Origin of the sequence: Pseudomonas sp. Z18(2022), assembly GCF_036346535.1 — a bacterium.
Taxonomy (GTDB): Bacteria; Pseudomonadota; Gammaproteobacteria; order Pseudomonadales; family Pseudomonadaceae; genus Aquipseudomonas; species Aquipseudomonas yamanorum_A.
The window spans coordinates 353,196-368,898 of the sequence record NZ_JAOTOA010000003.1; the positions used below are offsets into that span (position 1 = coordinate 353,196).

The window sequence follows — 15,703 nt, forward strand, 5'->3', positions numbered from 1 at the left end:
TCAACTACAGAAAATCGGCATTTTTTCGTAACAAATCCGCCAGGCCGTCTGCTTCCATCGGCCGACTGATCAAATAGCCCTGCACCTCGTCGCATTGCTCAGCCCGCAGGAAATCCAGCTGCTGCTGATCTTCCACGCCCTCGGCCACTACCTTCAGCGACAAGCCGTGGGCCATGGCGATGATGGCGCGGGTGATCGAAGCGTCTTCCCGCCCCTGGCCCAGGCCCCGGATGAAGGTCTGGTCGATCTTCACGTAGTCCACGGGGATACGCTTGAGGTAGCTGAGGGACGAGTAGCCGGTGCCGAAATCATCGATCGCCAGCTTCACGCCCAGGTCGCGCAGTTGCTGGAAGGTCAAGATGATGTGCTCGACACTGTCGAGCAGTTGGCTTTCGGTCAGCTCCAGCTCCAGGTACTGCGGATCCAGCCCGGTTTCTTCCAGCACCTGGCGCACCAGGCTGACCAGCTTGCCTTGGCGCAACTGATGCACCGACAGGTTGACCGACACACGGATCGGCGCCAGCCCCTGGCGCTGCCACTCACAGGCCTGCCAGCAGGCCTGACGCAACACGAACTCCCCCAGTGGCACGATCAGGCCGGTCTCTTCGGCCAGCCCGATAAAATCGCCGGGCGGCACCATGCCCCATTGGGGATGCTCCCAGCGAATCAACGCCTCGGCGGCATTCAACTTGCCGCTGGCCAGGCACAACTTCGGTTGGTAGAACACCGTGAGTTGACGCTCATCAATCGCCTTGCGCAGCTGGTTTTCCAACTGCAAACGCTCCAGGGTGCTGGCTTGCAGACTGTCGGTGTAGAACTGGAAATTGTTGCCGCCCAGATGCTTGGCGTGCTGCATGGCCATGTTCGACTGGCTGACCAACGCGGAGATTTCCCGCGCATTGTCAGGCAACAGGCTGACGCCCATTGAGGCGCTGACCACCAGCTCGTGCCCTTCCACCGTCACCGGCACCCGCAACTTGGCCAGCAACCGTGTGGCCACCCGCGCCAGGCTCGACAGGTTGCCGTAGGCGTCGAACAACACGGCGAATTCATCGCCGGAAAGGCGTGCGATGGTGTCGGCCTCAGGCAAGGCGTTGATCAAGCGGCGGGCCATTTTCTGCAACAGCTGGTCGGCCACTTCATGGCCGAGGCTGTCGTTGAGCAGCTTGAAACGGTCCAGGTTGATATGCAGCAAGGCCAGGCTGCGGCCGCCCTGGCGCACCCGCTGGTGGGCTTCGCGCAGCCGCTCGCGGAACAGCGAACGGTTGGCCAGCCCGGTCAATTCGTCATAGTGAGTGAGGTAGCGCATGCGCTCCTCGGATTCGCGCCGCGCAGAAAGATCGGCGAAGAAGCCCACGATATGGCTGACGTTTCCTCGAACATCACGCACCACATTCAATTGCAGCCATTGCGGGTAGAGTTCGCCGTTCTTGCGGGTTTCCACCAGCTCACCCTGCCAGGTGCCGTGGCTGAGCAGCGCCTGGCGGATCACCGGGAAGTGGCGACGTGCGTCGCGGCTGCTGGGCAGCTCGACGACATTGCGGCCGATCATGTCGTCAATGTCGAAGCCGGTGACGCGGCTGAACGCCTGGTTGACGGCGATCAGCACGTAGTTCGGGTCGAGAATCACAATGCCTTCGCTGGCCGCCTCGAATACCGTCGACGCCAGGCGCTGCTCCTCCTCCAGAGCCTTGCCGGCGCTGATGTCGCGCCGGGTGCCCAGCATCCGCGTCACACGCCCGCTCGGCGAGCGCTCCACGGCGCGGCCACGGTCCTGGATCCACACCCAATGGCCGGCGCCATGGCGCACCCGGTATTCCACCAGGTAGTCCTCGCTGCGGCCTTTAAGGTGCTCCACCAGCGCACGCTTGAGCAGTGGCAAGTCGTCCGGGTGCAGCCTTGGTTTGAGATGGCTGAGCATCGCCGTGACGTATTCCGGCTCCAGGCCGAACAGCTCCTTGAGCTGGGTGTGGTGGACCTCGTCGGTTTGCAGGTTCCAGTCCCACAGGCCCAGTTCGCTGGCCTGCAACGCCATCGCCAGGCGCGCCTCGCTTTTGCTCAGGGCCAGGCTCGCCGCGTCCAGCTCCTGGCTGCGCTGATCGACGCGCTGCTGCAGGCCGGTCTGTGCCTCGCGCAACTCTTGTTCAACCTGGCGCCGCTGCTCCACTTCGCGCACCAGTTCCTGATTGAGCTGCTCGCTACGGTGCTGCGCTTGCTGCAAATGCTCGATCAACGCCTGGTTCTGAAAACGCCGCAGCAGCCCGCGCTGAATCAGGCGATTGACCTGCCACGCCACCAGGCTCAGGGACGCCAGCAGGATCAGGCCCAAACAGCCCCAGCCCTGCTGCTGCGGATCGCCGCTCCAGAACAGATAGATAATCGCCGGCACCAGGCACGGCACGGCAAACGACAGGAACGCCGGCAGGCTGACGGCGTAGGCAACGCTGGCGGACAAGGTCGCCGCACCCAGCAGGCCGAACACCCAGGCTTGTTGCGCGAAACTGTCCACCGGGACCAGGGCGATGGCGGCGCTGGCCAATGTCAGGCCACTGACCGCGGACCCCAGCATGAACATCCGCCGCCAGATCGGCTGCGCCTGGCGGCTGGGCATCGCGGAATCGAACGCCGCCACCTGAATCACCCGCAGGGCCACCAGCGCCAGCAGCCACACCAGCCAAATGCTGTCCAGCAGGTAGCGCTGCGGGCTCCAGAGCAACCAGGCGCAGACCAGTCCATTCACCAGCATTAATAAGGTAGGCAGCAGGGAGCCTTGGTAAAGCAGGCGCGTGCGCTCGACCGCCATCTCCATGGCGTAGTGTTTGCGGATAACCTGCGCCGGCGCCACCGAGGGGCCAGCCAGGTCAATGCTAAGGGTCATAGGCAGTGTTCTTATAATGGTGAGCCCGAAACGTGCACGGAGCATACACAAGCAAACGCCGGGGCCAAACTGCTCTACGTCATTAAAATATCGCAATAATTGGCCGCAAACCTTGGTCCCAGACGGTTTGAGTGAGACGGGGCGCGGGCTGTGGCCAATGACCGACCGGTCATCACCAGGCACTTATCAAAAACAGACCGGTGAAGTTTTCCATCGACCATCCGGCATTGGGATTTGCCCGACTCCCCCGGGCACCCTAGAATGCGCCGATGCGCGATGATCTCTCCCTTTTGCTGAACTCCCTCAACGATGCCCAACGCCAGGCTGTAGCAGCCCCCGTTGGCCGTCAGTTGGTCCTGGCCGGTGCTGGCTCCGGTAAAACCCGAGTGCTGGTGCACCGTATCGCCTGGTTGATCCAGGTCGAGAACGCCTCACCGCATTCCATCCTGTCGGTGACTTTCACCAACAAGGCCGCTGCCGAGATGCGTCATCGCATCGAGCAGTTGATGGGCATCAGCCCGGCCGGCATGTGGGTGGGCACCTTCCACGGCCTGGCGCACCGCCTGTTGCGGGCCCATTGGCAGGAAGCCGGGCTGAGCCAGACCTTCCAGATTCTCGACAGCGACGACCAGCAACGCCTGGTCAAGCGGGTAATCCGCGAGCTGGGCCTGGATGAACAACGCTGGCCGGTCCGTCAGGCCCAGTGGTTTATCAATGGCCAGAAAGATGAAGGCCTGCGCCCGCAACATATCCAGGCCAGCGGTGACCTGTTCCTGGCCACCATGCGCAGCATTTATGAAGCCTATGAAGTGGCCTGCCAACGCGCCGGCGTCATCGACTTCTCCGAACTGCTGCTGCGCGCCCTCGACCTGTGGCGCGACAACCCGGGCTTGCTGGCGCACTACCAGAAGCGCTTCCGCCACATCCTGGTGGACGAATTCCAGGACACCAACGCCGTGCAGTACGCCTGGTTGCGCCTGCTGGCCAAGGGCGGCGACAGCCTGATGGTGGTGGGCGACGACGACCAGTCGATCTACGGCTGGCGCGGCGCGAAAATCGAGAACATCTACCAGTACAGCGACGACTTCCCGGACGCCGAAACCATTCGCCTGGAGCAGAACTATCGCTCCACCGCCGGGATCCTCAAGGCCGCCAACGCCTTGATCGCCAACAACACCGGGCGCCTGGGCAAAGAGCTGTGGACCGACGGCGGCGAAGGCGAGGCGATCAACCTCTACGCCGCCTTCAACGAGCACGATGAAGCGCGCTACGTGGTGGAAACCATCGAAAGCGCCCTGAAAACCGGCCTGGCCCGCAGCGATATCGCGATTCTTTACCGCTCCAACGCCCAATCGCGGGTGCTGGAAGAAGCCTTGCTGCGCGAACGCATTCCGTACCGCATCTATGGCGGCCAGCGCTTCTTCGAGCGTGCCGAAATCAAGAACGCCATGGCCTACCTGCGCTTGCTCGAAGGCCGTGGCAACGATGCGGCGCTGGAGCGGGTGATCAACATCCCGGCCCGTGGCATCGGCGAGAAGACCGTCGAAGCCATTCGCGACCACGCGCGCCACAGCGATGTGTCGATGTGGGAAGCGATGCGGCTGCTGATCGCCAACAAAGGCCTGACCGGCCGCGCCGCCGGCGCCCTGAGCGTGTTTGTCGAGCTGATCGAGAACCTGGCGGCCAAGTGCATGGAAATGCCCCTGCACCTGATGACCCAGACGGTGATCGAGCAGTCCGGCCTTATCGCCTACCACGAAGCGGAAAAAGGCGAGAAAGGCCAGGCCCGGGTAGAAAACCTTGAGGAACTGGTCAGCGCCGCCCGCGCGTTCGAAAACACCGAAGAAGACGAAGACCTGACGCCATTGGCGGCATTCCTCGGCCACGCTTCGCTGGAGGCCGGCGACACCCAGGCTGACGAGCACGAAGACAGCATCCAGCTGATGACCTTGCACAGCGCCAAGGGCCTGGAATTTCCGTACGTGTTCCTGGTGGGCATGGAAGAAGGCCTGTTCCCCCACAAGATGAGCCTGGAAGAACCCGGCCGCCTTGAAGAAGAACGCCGCCTGGCCTATGTGGGCATCACCCGGGCCATGCAGAATCTGGTGATGACCTACGCCGAAACCCGACGCTTGTACGGCAGCGAGACCTACAACAAGGTATCGCGCTTCGTACGTGAGGTGCCCAAAGGCCTGATTCAGGAAGTGCGCCTGTCCAACAGCGTCAGCCGACCGTTCGGCGGCGGCCAGCAGCAGAACTCCAGCAGCATGTTTGCCGGCTCGGAAATCCCCGAGACGCCGTTCAGCCTTGGCCAGCAGGTCAAGCATGCGATCTTCGGCGAAGGCGTGATCCTCAACTTCGAAGGCGCCGGCGCCCAGGCCCGGGTGCAGGTGAACTTCGCCGAAGGCAGCAAGTGGCTGATGATGGGCTACGCCAAGCTCGAAGCAATCTGAAACAACTGTAGAAGATGAAGGATGTGGGTCCGCCCTTGTATTTGGCAGGGGTGGGGCCAATATCTGTAACAAGTCCTACAGACGATTCGGTATTGGCCCTACGCAAAAGCCCGAAACACTATGCCGCTAGCCACTGACATCACACCTGTGCAACATGGCGCGCGTGCAATCCACAAATGGGAATTCCCTTTATGAAACGTTTTCTTAGCATCGCCATGGCGTTGTGCATCGGCCTGACGATGAGCCTCGACGCCAACGCCAAGCGCTTCGGTGGCGGCAAATCCATGGGCTCGGCGCCGAGCCACCAGACCAGCCAAATGGCCCCATCCGGCGGCGGCATGGGCGGCGCAGCTGCGACCGCTGGTGCTGCCGGTGCCGCAGGCGCTGCTGCCAAGGCTGGCGGTGCTTCGCGCTGGTTGGGCCCTCTGGCCGGTATCGCGGCCGGCGGCCTGCTCGCCTCCATGTTCATGGGCGGCGGCTTCCAGGGCATGCAAATCTTCGACATCCTGATCATGGCGGTCATCGCCTTCCTGATCTTCCGCTTTATCGCCGCCCGTCGCCGCAAGCAGCAGGAGCACATGGCTCCAGCCGGCGCGCCGATGCAGCGTGAAGTGTTCGAGCAAAAGCCAGCCCTGAACTCGATGTTTGGTGGTTCGGCCGCACCGGCTGCTGCTCGCCCGGTGATCAATGCGCCAGCCTGGTTCAACGAAGAGCGTTTCGTCGAAGCGGCCCGCAGCCACTTCCAGTCCCTGCAGCAGCACTGGGACGCCAACGAAATGGACAAGATCGCCGAGTTCGTGACCCCGCAATTGCTGGAGTTCCTCAAGCGCGAACGTGCCGACCTGGGCGACGGCTTCCAGTCGACCTACATCGAAGACCTGAAAGTGCAGCTTGAAGGTGTGGACGACCGCGCCGACAAGACCATCGCCACCCTGACCTTCAGCGGCGTGTCGAAGACCTCGCGTTTCGACCAGGGCGAAGTGTTCAGCGAAAGCTGGAACATGGAACGCCCGCAAGGCGAAAACCAGCCTTGGCTGGTGGCCGGTATCCGCCAGAACGGCTGATCCCTGCTCGCTTTGAATACGCAGTAGCAAAAACCCCGGACTTGTCCGGGGTTTTCTATTTCACGGTTGCACTTATAGCGAGCTACTGTATAAAACGCCCCTATAAACCGCGCCATCTAGCAAGAGGATCCCGGCCGTGGAAGAAGTTATCGAACAATTGCGTGAAGCCAACGAACCGGTACCGGTTCCTCTGGAGCTGCCTGACGAAGACCAACTAGTGGAAATCGAGGAACAACTGTTCATCGATATCCCGTTCGTCTTCCGTGAATTTCTGCTGACCGTCAGCGATGTGGTCTACGGCAGCCTGGAGCCGGTGACCGTCACCGACCCACAGTCCCACACCTACCTGCCGGACGTTGCCGCCAACGCCTGGGATGCCGGTGTCGACCGCAGCATGATCCCGATTTGCCAGGACGGCGACGACTACTACTGCGTCGAAGAAGACGGCACTGTGGTGCTGTGGTCCGGCGAAGAAGAACTCGTCACCGAAGAAACCTGGGAGTCGGTGTGGCACTGGGCGCGGGACGTCTGGCTGGAAAGCTGAGACCTACTGTGTGCCGAGGGTGCTTGTTGTGGCGAGCGAGCTTGCTCGCGCTGGGCTGCGAAGCAGCCCCTGTCAGAGCAACGCGCTCTTCCTGGCGGGATATGAGGTGAAGGTTTTGGGGCTGCTTCGCAGCCCAGCGCGAGCAAGCTCGCTCGCCACAAAACCGGTCAGTGCTCCGGGGTATCCTTGTGGTTATCCAGGGTCTCCAGCAAGGCGACCTGCATCCGCGTATGCACGCGGATGAACCAGCGCCAGAGCACGGCGGCCACTGCGGCCGTCACCACGGCGATCAGCACCAGCAACTTGTTGGTCGGCAGGATACTGGCCGACAAGGCTGCCAATAGCAGGAAAATCACCAGCAGCGAAAGAATCGGGATCACTTCGGCGATCACCCGTCGTACACGCTGCGTGTGGCGCCCGGCCATTTCCGGCTTCACGCTCATCTCTGCCAGCAGCATCGACAATGCCTTGAGCTTGCGGTACGCCGCGATCAGGAACGGCAACGACAGCAGCAACGCCCCACCCCAGATCAACGCCTTCTGCCAGCTCGGATCGCTGACCCAGCCTTCCAGATAACTGCCAATGCGCGCCGCGAAAAAACTGCCGGCAAAGAAGATCGCCACCACCAGCGCCAGGTTCACACCCACCTGCAAAATGATCTTGCGGATCATCGACGCCAACATCGCGCCCTCGCCCTGGGGCTGAATGCTGCGCAGCCATTCGCCATACATCCCGAACACCCGGCTCAAACGCTTGGGCATCACCGCCGCGATCTTCAGCGACAGCGGGTCTGCGCCACGAATCAGATACGGCGTGAGCAGCGTGGTGATCGCCGACACAGCCACCGCCACCGGATACAGGAAGTCACTGGTAACCTGCAACGTCATCCCCAGCGCGGCGATGATGAACGAAAATTCGCCAATCTGTGACAGCCCCATCCCCACCCGCAGCGAGGTACGGCCATCATTACCCGCGATAAACGCCCCAAGGCCGCAGGACAACATCTTGCCCAGCACCACCGCCACAGTAATCACCGCAATCGGCCAGGCGTATTGCAGGAGGATTTGCGGATCGATCATCAAGCCAATCGCCACAAAAAAGATCGCACTGAACATGTCGCGAACCGGTTCGATCAAGCGCTCAATTTTCAGTAATTGCCGGGATTCAGCCATGATCGCGCCTATCAGGAAAGCGCCCAGCACCATGCTGTATTCCAGCTTGACCACCAGCAGGCAGAAACCGAAGCACAGGCCCAGCACGGTGATCAGCAGCATCTCGTTGCTTTCGAACTTGGCCACGTACTCCAACAGGCGTGGCACCAGCAAAATCCCGATGACCAGCGCAACAATCATGAACAACGAGAGCTTGCCGACGGTGGAAAACACCTCGCCGGAGCTGACCGTGCCGCTGACGGCGATGCTCGACAGCAAGGCGATGATGCCGATGCCAAGGATGTCTTCGACGATCAGCACACCGAAAATCAGCTGGGCAAAGCGCTGGTTTTTCATCTTCAGGTCATTGAGTGCCTTGACGATGATGGTGGTCGAGGAAATCGCGAGGATCGCGCCGAGGAACAGTGAGTCCATGGTGTTCCAGTCGAACCAGCGCCCGATTTCGTAGCCGATCCAGATCATCAGGATGATCTCGAGGAACGCGGCAATAAACGCGGTGGCGCCGACTTTGAACAGCTTGCGCAGGCTGAACTCCAGGCCCAGGCAGAACATCAGGAAGATCACCCCCAGCTCGGCCAGGGTCTTGATGGTGTCTTCGTCGTGGATCAGGCCAAACGGTGGGGTGTGCGGGCCAATGATGAAGCCGGCGACGATATAACCCAACACCACCGGCTGCTTGAGCCGATGGAACAGGATCGTCACCACCCCGGCCACCAGCATGATCACGGCCAGGTCCTGGATAAAGCTGATGGCGTGCATGGCGAGGGGCTCCTTGAGGGGTACTGGCGCTTTTCCCATTTCCACGCATTCGCCCCGAAAGGTCGCAATGAACGGAAAGAAAAGTCTGCCTTGATCGTAAGAATTGCCCTTGAGGCGGGCTTTTGAAGGGTAACACCGCGACTTGCGACAGAAAGCCGGTGCAATATATGGAAACAGATCGCCACTGGCGTGACGGCAAGCCGAGGGCCAGCGTCCCGTTATGAATGGCTCTGCAAAGATTCCAGCACCCGCAGAGGTGCCTCCCCACCCAATGCCTACAACCCGTGAGTGTGCTATGGAACCCGGAAACACCCAGCTGTCGATGACAGTATTGATGACCCCTGACATGGCCAACTTCTCAGGCAATGTGCACGGCGGCACGCTGCTCAAGTACCTCGACGAAGTGGCCTACGCCTGCGCCAGCCGTTATGCCGGACGCTATGTGGTGACGTTGTCGGTGGACCAGGTGATTTTTCGCGAGCCGATCCATGTCGGCGAGCTGGTGACCTTCCTGGCCTCGGTCAACTACACCGGCAACACGTCGATGGAAGTGGGGATCAAGGTGGTCACCGAGAACATCCGCGAGCGTTCGGTGCGCCATACCAATAGCTGCTTCTTCACCATGGTTGCGGTGGATGACCAGCGCAAACCGGCCGCCGTGCCGCCGCTGCAACCGCAGAACAGCGAAGACAAGCGCCGGTTTGTGCAGGCTCAACAGCGCCGGCAGATTCGCCAGGAGCTGGAGAAGCGGTATCAGGAAATCAAGGCAGACGCGCCGTAAGTCCTAAGCTGGAAACCCAATCAAACTGTAGGAGCTGGCTTGCCTGCGATGCAGACACCTCGGTGCTTCAGGCAAGCCCAGTTGATCCCATCGCGGGCAAGCCCGCTCCCACATGGGTTCTGCGGTGTTATCAGTAGTGCCAGCAATCGTCAAATCGCGCACACACATCAAAGCGCTGGTCCAACTGGGCCATGCGCTCAATGTGGTGATTAAGGATGTCCAGCGCCACGCTCTTGTTGGTGTTCATGTAGTACCGCAGCATGTACTCGTCACTCGCAGTAATCATCTGGCGTACAGCGTTGTCCGTGGGCTGCAGCCACTGCTGCAACATGATGTCGTTGGTACTGCGCAAGCGCAGGCGGTACACATCGGTAAACATGCCCAGTGCCCGCGCCTGGCGCCCGGCAGCTTCGTCATGAAACAGCTTCAGGTTCTGCCGGTACTGGGTCCAGTATTCCTCCGGCAAGGTGACCGTGCCCATCGATGCCTTTCGCTTGGCAATCAGCGCGTCGATTTTTTCCGGCGAAAACATCGAACTGTCGGCCTTGGGCGGGTCCAGGGTTGTGATCGCCTGCGCGTTCTCCGCGAGGATCCGATCGATCAGCACCGTCCGCTGCGCCGTATCGGGCAACGGTTTGGCGAATATCGGACTTTGCCCCTGGCACACCGGGAAACCCGTATCAAACACCGGCTGCGGGATGCGCACGTCTTTGCCGTTAAATTGGGTCAGACGCTGGAACAGCGTACTGCAACGGCCGCCCGCCATATCGAAGGTCACTTCATATTCCTCGCCCGCCTTGGGCGTGAAGCTGAAGGTCTTGCCGCAGATGTAGCTACCACCGTTGGTGTTGATCGCCAGCATGGTTTCCTTGCCGGGCGCCAGCTTGACCTCCAGCATGCCCCGGGCCTTGGCCGGCGGCGGCACGAGCATATCGGCCCGGCGCTTGGTGTCCACCACCAGGAAGTTGTTGAGCATGCCCGTGTTCTGGCCCGTGCAGTGTTGTGCGTCGTAGATATCGAGGGTGGTGTTCGACGTGTTGGAGATGAACCGTAGCTTCGCCGCGTCGGGCGCGCTGGCATCTGTGTAGGCGCCGTGGATACTGCATCCGCTGAGCAGAGATGCCAGAACCAGGGCAGCCAATGCCCGTGGCGAATGAAGCAGGGATAGCGACATGATCTTCCTTGATGAACGCAGAGGGCAAAAAGACGGCCGATGGTACCGGACGTCCTTTGCCTCGCTCAATCAGGAATATTCCTACAGCCCGATTGGCGTCGCCTCAAAGCGTACCCGCGGATGGGCAATCCGATCCTGTGCACGCACCAGTTCCAACTCGTAGCTGGCGCACGCCTGGGTTTCCAGCAGCACTTCGTGCACCGCCGCGGCCGTGAACTCAAAGGCCGCCACCAGGCTGTCGCCCAACAATACCCGCGCCAGGAACAGGCCCGACGTCAGGTCACCCACGCCCACGGGCTGGCGCGGGAACGCCAGCAGTGGCCGGCGCAGGTGCCAGCTGCCTTCGGCCGTCACCAGCAACATCTCGAAGCCGTCCGGCAGTTTTCCGGGGTAATCCAGGTGTTTGACCAACACCGCTTTCGGCCCACGGGCCAACAAGGCACGGGCCATGCCCAGGCAATCGAACAGCGACTGCGGCTTGCGCCCGGCAAAGCTGTCCAGCTCCAGCTGGTTGGGGCACAGGAAGTCAGCCATGGCTGCTGCTTCGTCCAGCAGGAAGTCACTGACCTCCTGGGGCACGATGCAGCCTTTTTCCGGATGGCCCATCACCGGGTCGCACAGGTACAGGGCCTTGGGGTTGATCGCCTTGATCCGCGCCACGCCGGTAAGAATCGCCCGGCCCTGGGCCGCGCTGCCCAGGTAGCCCGACAGCACCGCATCACAGTTGCCCAGCTCGCCGATCGCCGCGATGCCTTCCACCAACGCCGGAATTTGCTGCGGCGCCAACACTTCTCCCGCCCACTGGCCATACTGAGTGTGGTTGGAGAACTGCACGGTATTGAGCGGCCACACGTTCACCCCGACCCGTTGCATGGGGAACACGGCGGCGCTGTTTCCGGCGTGGCCAAAGACCACATGAGACTGGATCGCAAGCAGATGGGGCGTACGTTTCATGCAGGGGATTTCCGTAAAGCCGTTGAAATTCTGGCTGCGCAGTATGCGACTAAACGCGGCCTGTACGACAGACCGGAGACGCAGTTAAGCTGGCCCTACTTTGTTGGAGTTCATCGAATGCTGACCCTCGGAAATATCTTCGTGCTGATGCTGCTGGCGACCGGTGCCGCCTGGCTGTGGCACAACCACGGCCTGCGCGAGCGGGCGCTGGAAAGGGTCAAGCAGCATTGCGCCAAGCTCGATATCGAGCTGCTCGATGGCGCCGTGGCATTGAAGCGCATCGGGTTTGTGAAGGATGCCAGCGGTCGGCGGCGCCTGGCGCGGATCTACAACTTTGAATTCACCGTGACCGGCGAAACGCGGCACCCGGGGACCATCACCCAGTTCGGCGCCCACAGCGCGCAAATCGAGCTGGCGCCCTACCCGTTCGAGATCAAGACCCCGCTGCCCAGCGCCGAAATCATCGAGCTAAGCCAGTGGCGCCAGGAGCACGGGAGCAGCAAGACCCGTCACTGACGGCAATCGGCCAAGGCACGCTGCAATTGCGCAACATCCTGCGCCTCGCTGAAGATCAATTCGATACGCGAATCCCGCCGCCATTCGCTGGGCTGCCAGGCCAAGGCGGCGTTATCCACAGCGTTGGCCGATACCCAGCCGTCCAGGCTGTGGATAACCAGTTTTGCCCGCCGCCACGCCAACGGCTCCAGCCATTGCTGCAGGCGCCGCCGGTCGAATTGTTGGCTCGGATGCCAGCGCCAGCCAATGCTCCAGCCGTCTTCCTGGCCCTGACTGAGGCAGATCGGCGATGTCGGATCCGTCCAGATGGCCGGCATTTGCGCTACACCTTTGGGCACCTCGACGTTATCCACAGCCACCCTGGCTTGGGCGTTCAAACCCGGTAACTGCGCCAAGGGCAACTGAGCCTGCTGTGTCCAGTAGATCGGCCGCTCGGGTAGCTGTTCTTCAATCGCTACGCGCTGCGCGTCACTCAGGGTTTCATGCTTGTTCAATACCAGCAGCCCGGCGCTGGCCAACGCTTCAAGCTGAGCCCCTGGCAACGGCTTGCCCGCCGCCAACGCCTGGGCGTCCAACACCAGCACGCACGGCTGCACCGCCAGCACCTGCTGCCAGGGCGCTTCCCGCAGTTGCTTGAGCAATTGCGCCGGATGCCCCAAGCCGGACGGCTCGATAAACAGCCGGTCGGGCTTGGCCTTACGCAGCAGACGGCCCAGTCCTACCTGGAACGGCGCCCCATTGACGCAACACAGGCAGCCGCCCGCCACTTCACCGAGGGCAATACCGTCGTCATCACGGGTCAGCAGCGCTGCATCCAGGCCAATCTGCCCGAACTCATTGATCAACACCGCCCACCGCTCGTTGGCCGGGCGCTGGGCCAGCAGGTGCTTGATCAGGCTGGTCTTGCCGGCGCCCAGAGGCCCGGCAATCACGTGGGTGGGAATATTCTGCAGCATGGAGGGCATCATTCAGACCGTGTAGAGAGCTTTGATCCTACCCGGTTACGCCAACCAATCCAGCGTCAGAATCAACCGTCGTTGATCGGCTTGCAGCGGCGGCGAGCGGTGGATGAGGCCAAAGCCTTCGTTACCGTGCCATTTTTCGCCCTTGAGCAAGGCCACTTCGCCACAGTTGATTTGCTCGATGCGCTCTTGCGGCTCCGCACTTGCCTGGCTGAGGTGCCGCCGCTCCATCACACCTTCGCGCAGCCACTGGCTGCCGATGCCGGCATAGGTGGTGATCAGCCGCACCGGCACATGGTCCACGTGAAAGCGCGGGCACATGGCCTTGTCCAATAGCCGCAAACGCACGCCGATGCGCTTGGCACCCAGCAAACAGGCAAAGGCGCTGACCAGCCACGACACGTCGGCGATAAAGCCTTCATAGCCTTCAAGGTCGCGGCAACCCGAGGCGAAGTCCTGCAAGTTGGGTTCGGCGTCTTCAGTGTTCAGCTCCACCACCAGCGACTCGGCCAATGGTTCATTGAGCGCCACCAGCAACGCGCCGAACTCGGCGATGTGCAGCGGCAACTGGCGCTGCCACACGGCAAGGTTTACGCCGTCTTCAAGGATATCGGTGAGCACAGCCGGGGTTTCGCCGTGGATCTGGCGAATCACCGGGCGCAGTTTCAGAGTCGGTGCCAGCATCAGGCTGCCTCTTCGAACCAAGGGCCAAAGGGATCAGCCAACAAGCGCCAGCCTTCGACACCTGTGGCCATTTCATCGTCGGTCAGCAGGCAAGCGTCCAACTCGGCAGTCATCTGCGCGAAGTCGATGTTCTGCCCGATAAACACCAGCTCTTGCCGGCAATCGCCGGTGCTCGGCTGCCAGTTGCCCATGATCGCGGCCACACCCTCCTCATCCTGCGGCCACTGGGTTTTCGGCACGAAACGCCACCAGCGCCCGGCAAAGCCATGGCGCATCAAGCCGCCGGCCTGGGACCAGCTGCCAGCGTCCTGGTGTTTGCTGGCCAGCCAGAAAAAACCCTTGGAGCGCAGCAGTTTTCCATTCACCCAAGGCCGATCGATAAAGTCGAAGAACCGCTGTGGATGGAACGGGCGACGGGCGCGATAGGCGGTGGAGGCGATACCGTATTCCTCGGTTTCCGGCACATGTTCGCCCCGCAGCTCCTGCAACCAACCGGGCGCCTGGGAAGCGCGCTCGAAGTCGAAGCGGCCAGTGTTGAGGATCTTCGCCAGCGGCACTTCGCCCATGACCATCGGGATGATTTCCGCCTGGGCGTTCAGGCGTTCCAGGATCGCCATCAACTCCTGGCGCTCGCTGCTGCTGATCAGGTCGATCTTGCTGATCAGGATTACGTCGGCGAATTCGATCTGCTCGATCAACAGGTCGGTGATCGAGCGCTCGTCTTCTTCGCCCAGGGTTTCGCCCCGGGACGCCAGGCTTTCAGCGGCCTGGTAGTCGAGCAGGAAGTTCATGCCGTCGACCACGGTGACCATGGTGTCGAGCCGGGCGATATCCGCCAGGCTCTGGCCTTCTTCATCGCGAAAGGTGAAGGTCTCGGCCACCGGCAGCGGTTCGGAAATGCCCGTGGATTCAATCAACAGGTAATCGAACCGGCCTTCCTTGGCGAGCTTTGCGACTTCTTCCAGCAAGTCTTCGCGCAAGGTGCAGCAGATGCAGCCGTTGCTCATCTCCACCAGTTTTTCTTCGGAGCGGTTGAGGGTGACGTCGCGCTGGACCTCACTGCCATCGATGTTGATTTCGCTCATGTCGTTGACGATCACCGCCACCCGCAGGTTTTCGCGGTTGCGCAGGACGTAGTTGAGCAGCGTGCTTTTACCGGCGCCGAGAAATCCGGACAGCACAGTAACGGGGAGACGATTGGGCATCAGGTGTTCCTCATCAGGGTTGGCCGGTCAAATCGCCCGTTGATGGCGTTCGCGCAGCTCTTCACGTTCTTTGGCTTCGATACACAGGGTGGCCGTGGGGCGCAGCAACAGACGCTTGAGGCCAATGGGCTCGCCGGTTTCACGGCACCAGCCGTACTCGCCGCGGGCCAGGTGCTCCAGGGCTTCGTCGATCTTGTCCAACAGCTTTTTTTCGCGCTCCAGCAGGCGCAGTTGCCATTGGCGCTGTTCTTCGGCGCTGCCGACATCGGCGGGGTCGCTGTTGGGTTCCTGTTCGCGCAGCACCATGAATTCAGCGTCGATGCGCACTTGCAGCTCATTGCGCTGGGCCAGCAACAGCTCGCGGAAGAAACCCTGCTGGGCTTCATTCATATAATCGGCGGACGGTTGGGCGAGAAGGTCTTGTTCGGTCATCGGAGGCGGTTCACGGGTCAGGCTGTTTTTTAATGTTATAGTATAACAATGCAAATAAGCCAATCCCCCTTGCTCAGAGTGACGAAGGGCGCAATGCTGGCAGCCGATTAACGCCCCGAGAGCCT

Annotated in this window: 13 protein-coding genes; 5 read left to right on the plus strand and 8 right to left on the minus strand. The window is 61.4% G+C overall.

The window, feature by feature from the left end; genetic code table 11:
• Positions 1-4: 4 nt before the first annotated feature.
• Positions 5-2,878: a GGDEF domain-containing phosphodiesterase gene (locus V3W39_RS09690; RefSeq protein WP_177119952.1), complete on the minus strand. Its 2,874-nt coding sequence runs from the start codon at positions 2,876-2,878 to the stop codon at positions 5-7.
• 269 nt (positions 2,879-3,147) lie between these two features.
• Here V3W39_RS09690 and uvrD point away from each other — a divergent pair, with 269 nt between their 5' ends.
• The 3 genes from uvrD (at position 3,148) to V3W39_RS09705 (ending at position 6,939) form a co-directional block, all read left to right on the plus strand.
• Positions 3,148-5,331, plus strand: a complete 2,184-nt coding sequence (gene uvrD, locus V3W39_RS09695) for a DNA helicase II (protein ID WP_003213452.1) — start codon at positions 3,148-3,150, stop codon at positions 5,329-5,331.
• 191 nt (positions 5,332-5,522) lie between these two features.
• On the plus strand, positions 5,523-6,395 hold the full coding sequence (locus tag V3W39_RS09700) for a Tim44 domain-containing protein (protein WP_177043653.1): 873 nt from the start codon (positions 5,523-5,525) through the stop codon (positions 6,393-6,395).
• 136 nt (positions 6,396-6,531) lie between these two features.
• Positions 6,532-6,939 (plus strand): SMI1/KNR4 family protein, encoded by a 408-nt coding sequence (locus V3W39_RS09705; RefSeq protein WP_003213456.1) that lies wholly within the window; start codon positions 6,532-6,534, stop codon positions 6,937-6,939.
• A gap of 167 nt (positions 6,940-7,106) precedes the next feature.
• Here the strand turns inward: V3W39_RS09705 and V3W39_RS09710 are convergent, their stop codons facing one another.
• Positions 7,107-8,870, minus strand: a complete 1,764-nt coding sequence (locus V3W39_RS09710; protein WP_177043652.1) for a cation:proton antiporter — start codon at positions 8,868-8,870, stop codon at positions 7,107-7,109.
• A gap of 295 nt (positions 8,871-9,165) precedes the next feature.
• On the opposite strand from V3W39_RS09710, the gene V3W39_RS09715 reads away from it, so the two are divergent.
• Positions 9,166-9,651 carry an acyl-CoA thioesterase gene (locus V3W39_RS09715; RefSeq protein ID WP_177043651.1) on the plus strand — a complete coding sequence of 162 codons (486 nt, stop codon included), beginning with the start codon at positions 9,166-9,168 and terminating at the stop codon, positions 9,649-9,651.
• Positions 9,652-9,781: 130 nt separating this feature from the next.
• Here the strand turns inward: V3W39_RS09715 and V3W39_RS09720 are convergent, their stop codons facing one another.
• Positions 9,782-10,825, minus strand: a complete 1,044-nt coding sequence (locus V3W39_RS09720) for a hypothetical protein (RefSeq protein ID WP_330212546.1) — start codon at positions 10,823-10,825, stop codon at positions 9,782-9,784.
• 81 nt (positions 10,826-10,906) lie between these two features.
• Positions 10,907-11,779, minus strand: coding sequence for a pyridoxal kinase PdxY (gene pdxY, locus V3W39_RS09725; protein WP_063033787.1), 873 nt, complete (start codon positions 11,777-11,779; stop codon positions 10,907-10,909).
• Positions 11,780-11,896: 117 nt separating this feature from the next.
• Here pdxY and V3W39_RS09730 point away from each other — a divergent pair, with 117 nt between their 5' ends.
• The gene (locus tag V3W39_RS09730) at positions 11,897-12,295 is read left to right on the plus strand and encodes a DUF3301 domain-containing protein (RefSeq protein ID WP_017476780.1); all 399 of its coding nucleotides are present in this window, start codon (positions 11,897-11,899) and stop codon (positions 12,293-12,295) included.
• Here the strand turns inward: V3W39_RS09730 and V3W39_RS09735 are convergent.
• The 4 genes from V3W39_RS09735 to dksA are packed head-to-tail and all read right to left on the minus strand — an operon-like array spanning position 12,289 to position 15,578.
• Positions 12,289-13,251, minus strand: a complete 963-nt coding sequence (locus V3W39_RS09735) for a CobW family GTP-binding protein (protein WP_330212547.1) — start codon at positions 13,249-13,251, stop codon at positions 12,289-12,291. The two genes, V3W39_RS09730 and V3W39_RS09735, sit on opposite strands and share 7 nt — an antisense overlap.
• Positions 13,252-13,296: 45 nt before the next feature.
• Complete coding sequence (locus tag V3W39_RS09740; protein ID WP_177043648.1) at positions 13,297-13,941, minus strand: DUF1826 domain-containing protein; 645 nt, start codon at positions 13,939-13,941, stop codon at positions 13,297-13,299.
• Positions 13,941-15,146 (minus strand): zinc metallochaperone GTPase ZigA, encoded by a 1,206-nt coding sequence (zigA, locus tag V3W39_RS09745; protein ID WP_330212548.1) that lies wholly within the window; start codon positions 15,144-15,146, stop codon positions 13,941-13,943. The genes V3W39_RS09740 and zigA overlap by 1 nt, the downstream gene beginning before the upstream one ends.
• A gap of 27 nt (positions 15,147-15,173) precedes the next feature.
• Positions 15,174-15,578, minus strand: coding sequence for an RNA polymerase-binding protein DksA (gene dksA / locus V3W39_RS09750; protein WP_177043646.1), 405 nt, complete (start codon positions 15,576-15,578; stop codon positions 15,174-15,176).
• Positions 15,579-15,703: the final 125 nt, after the last annotated feature.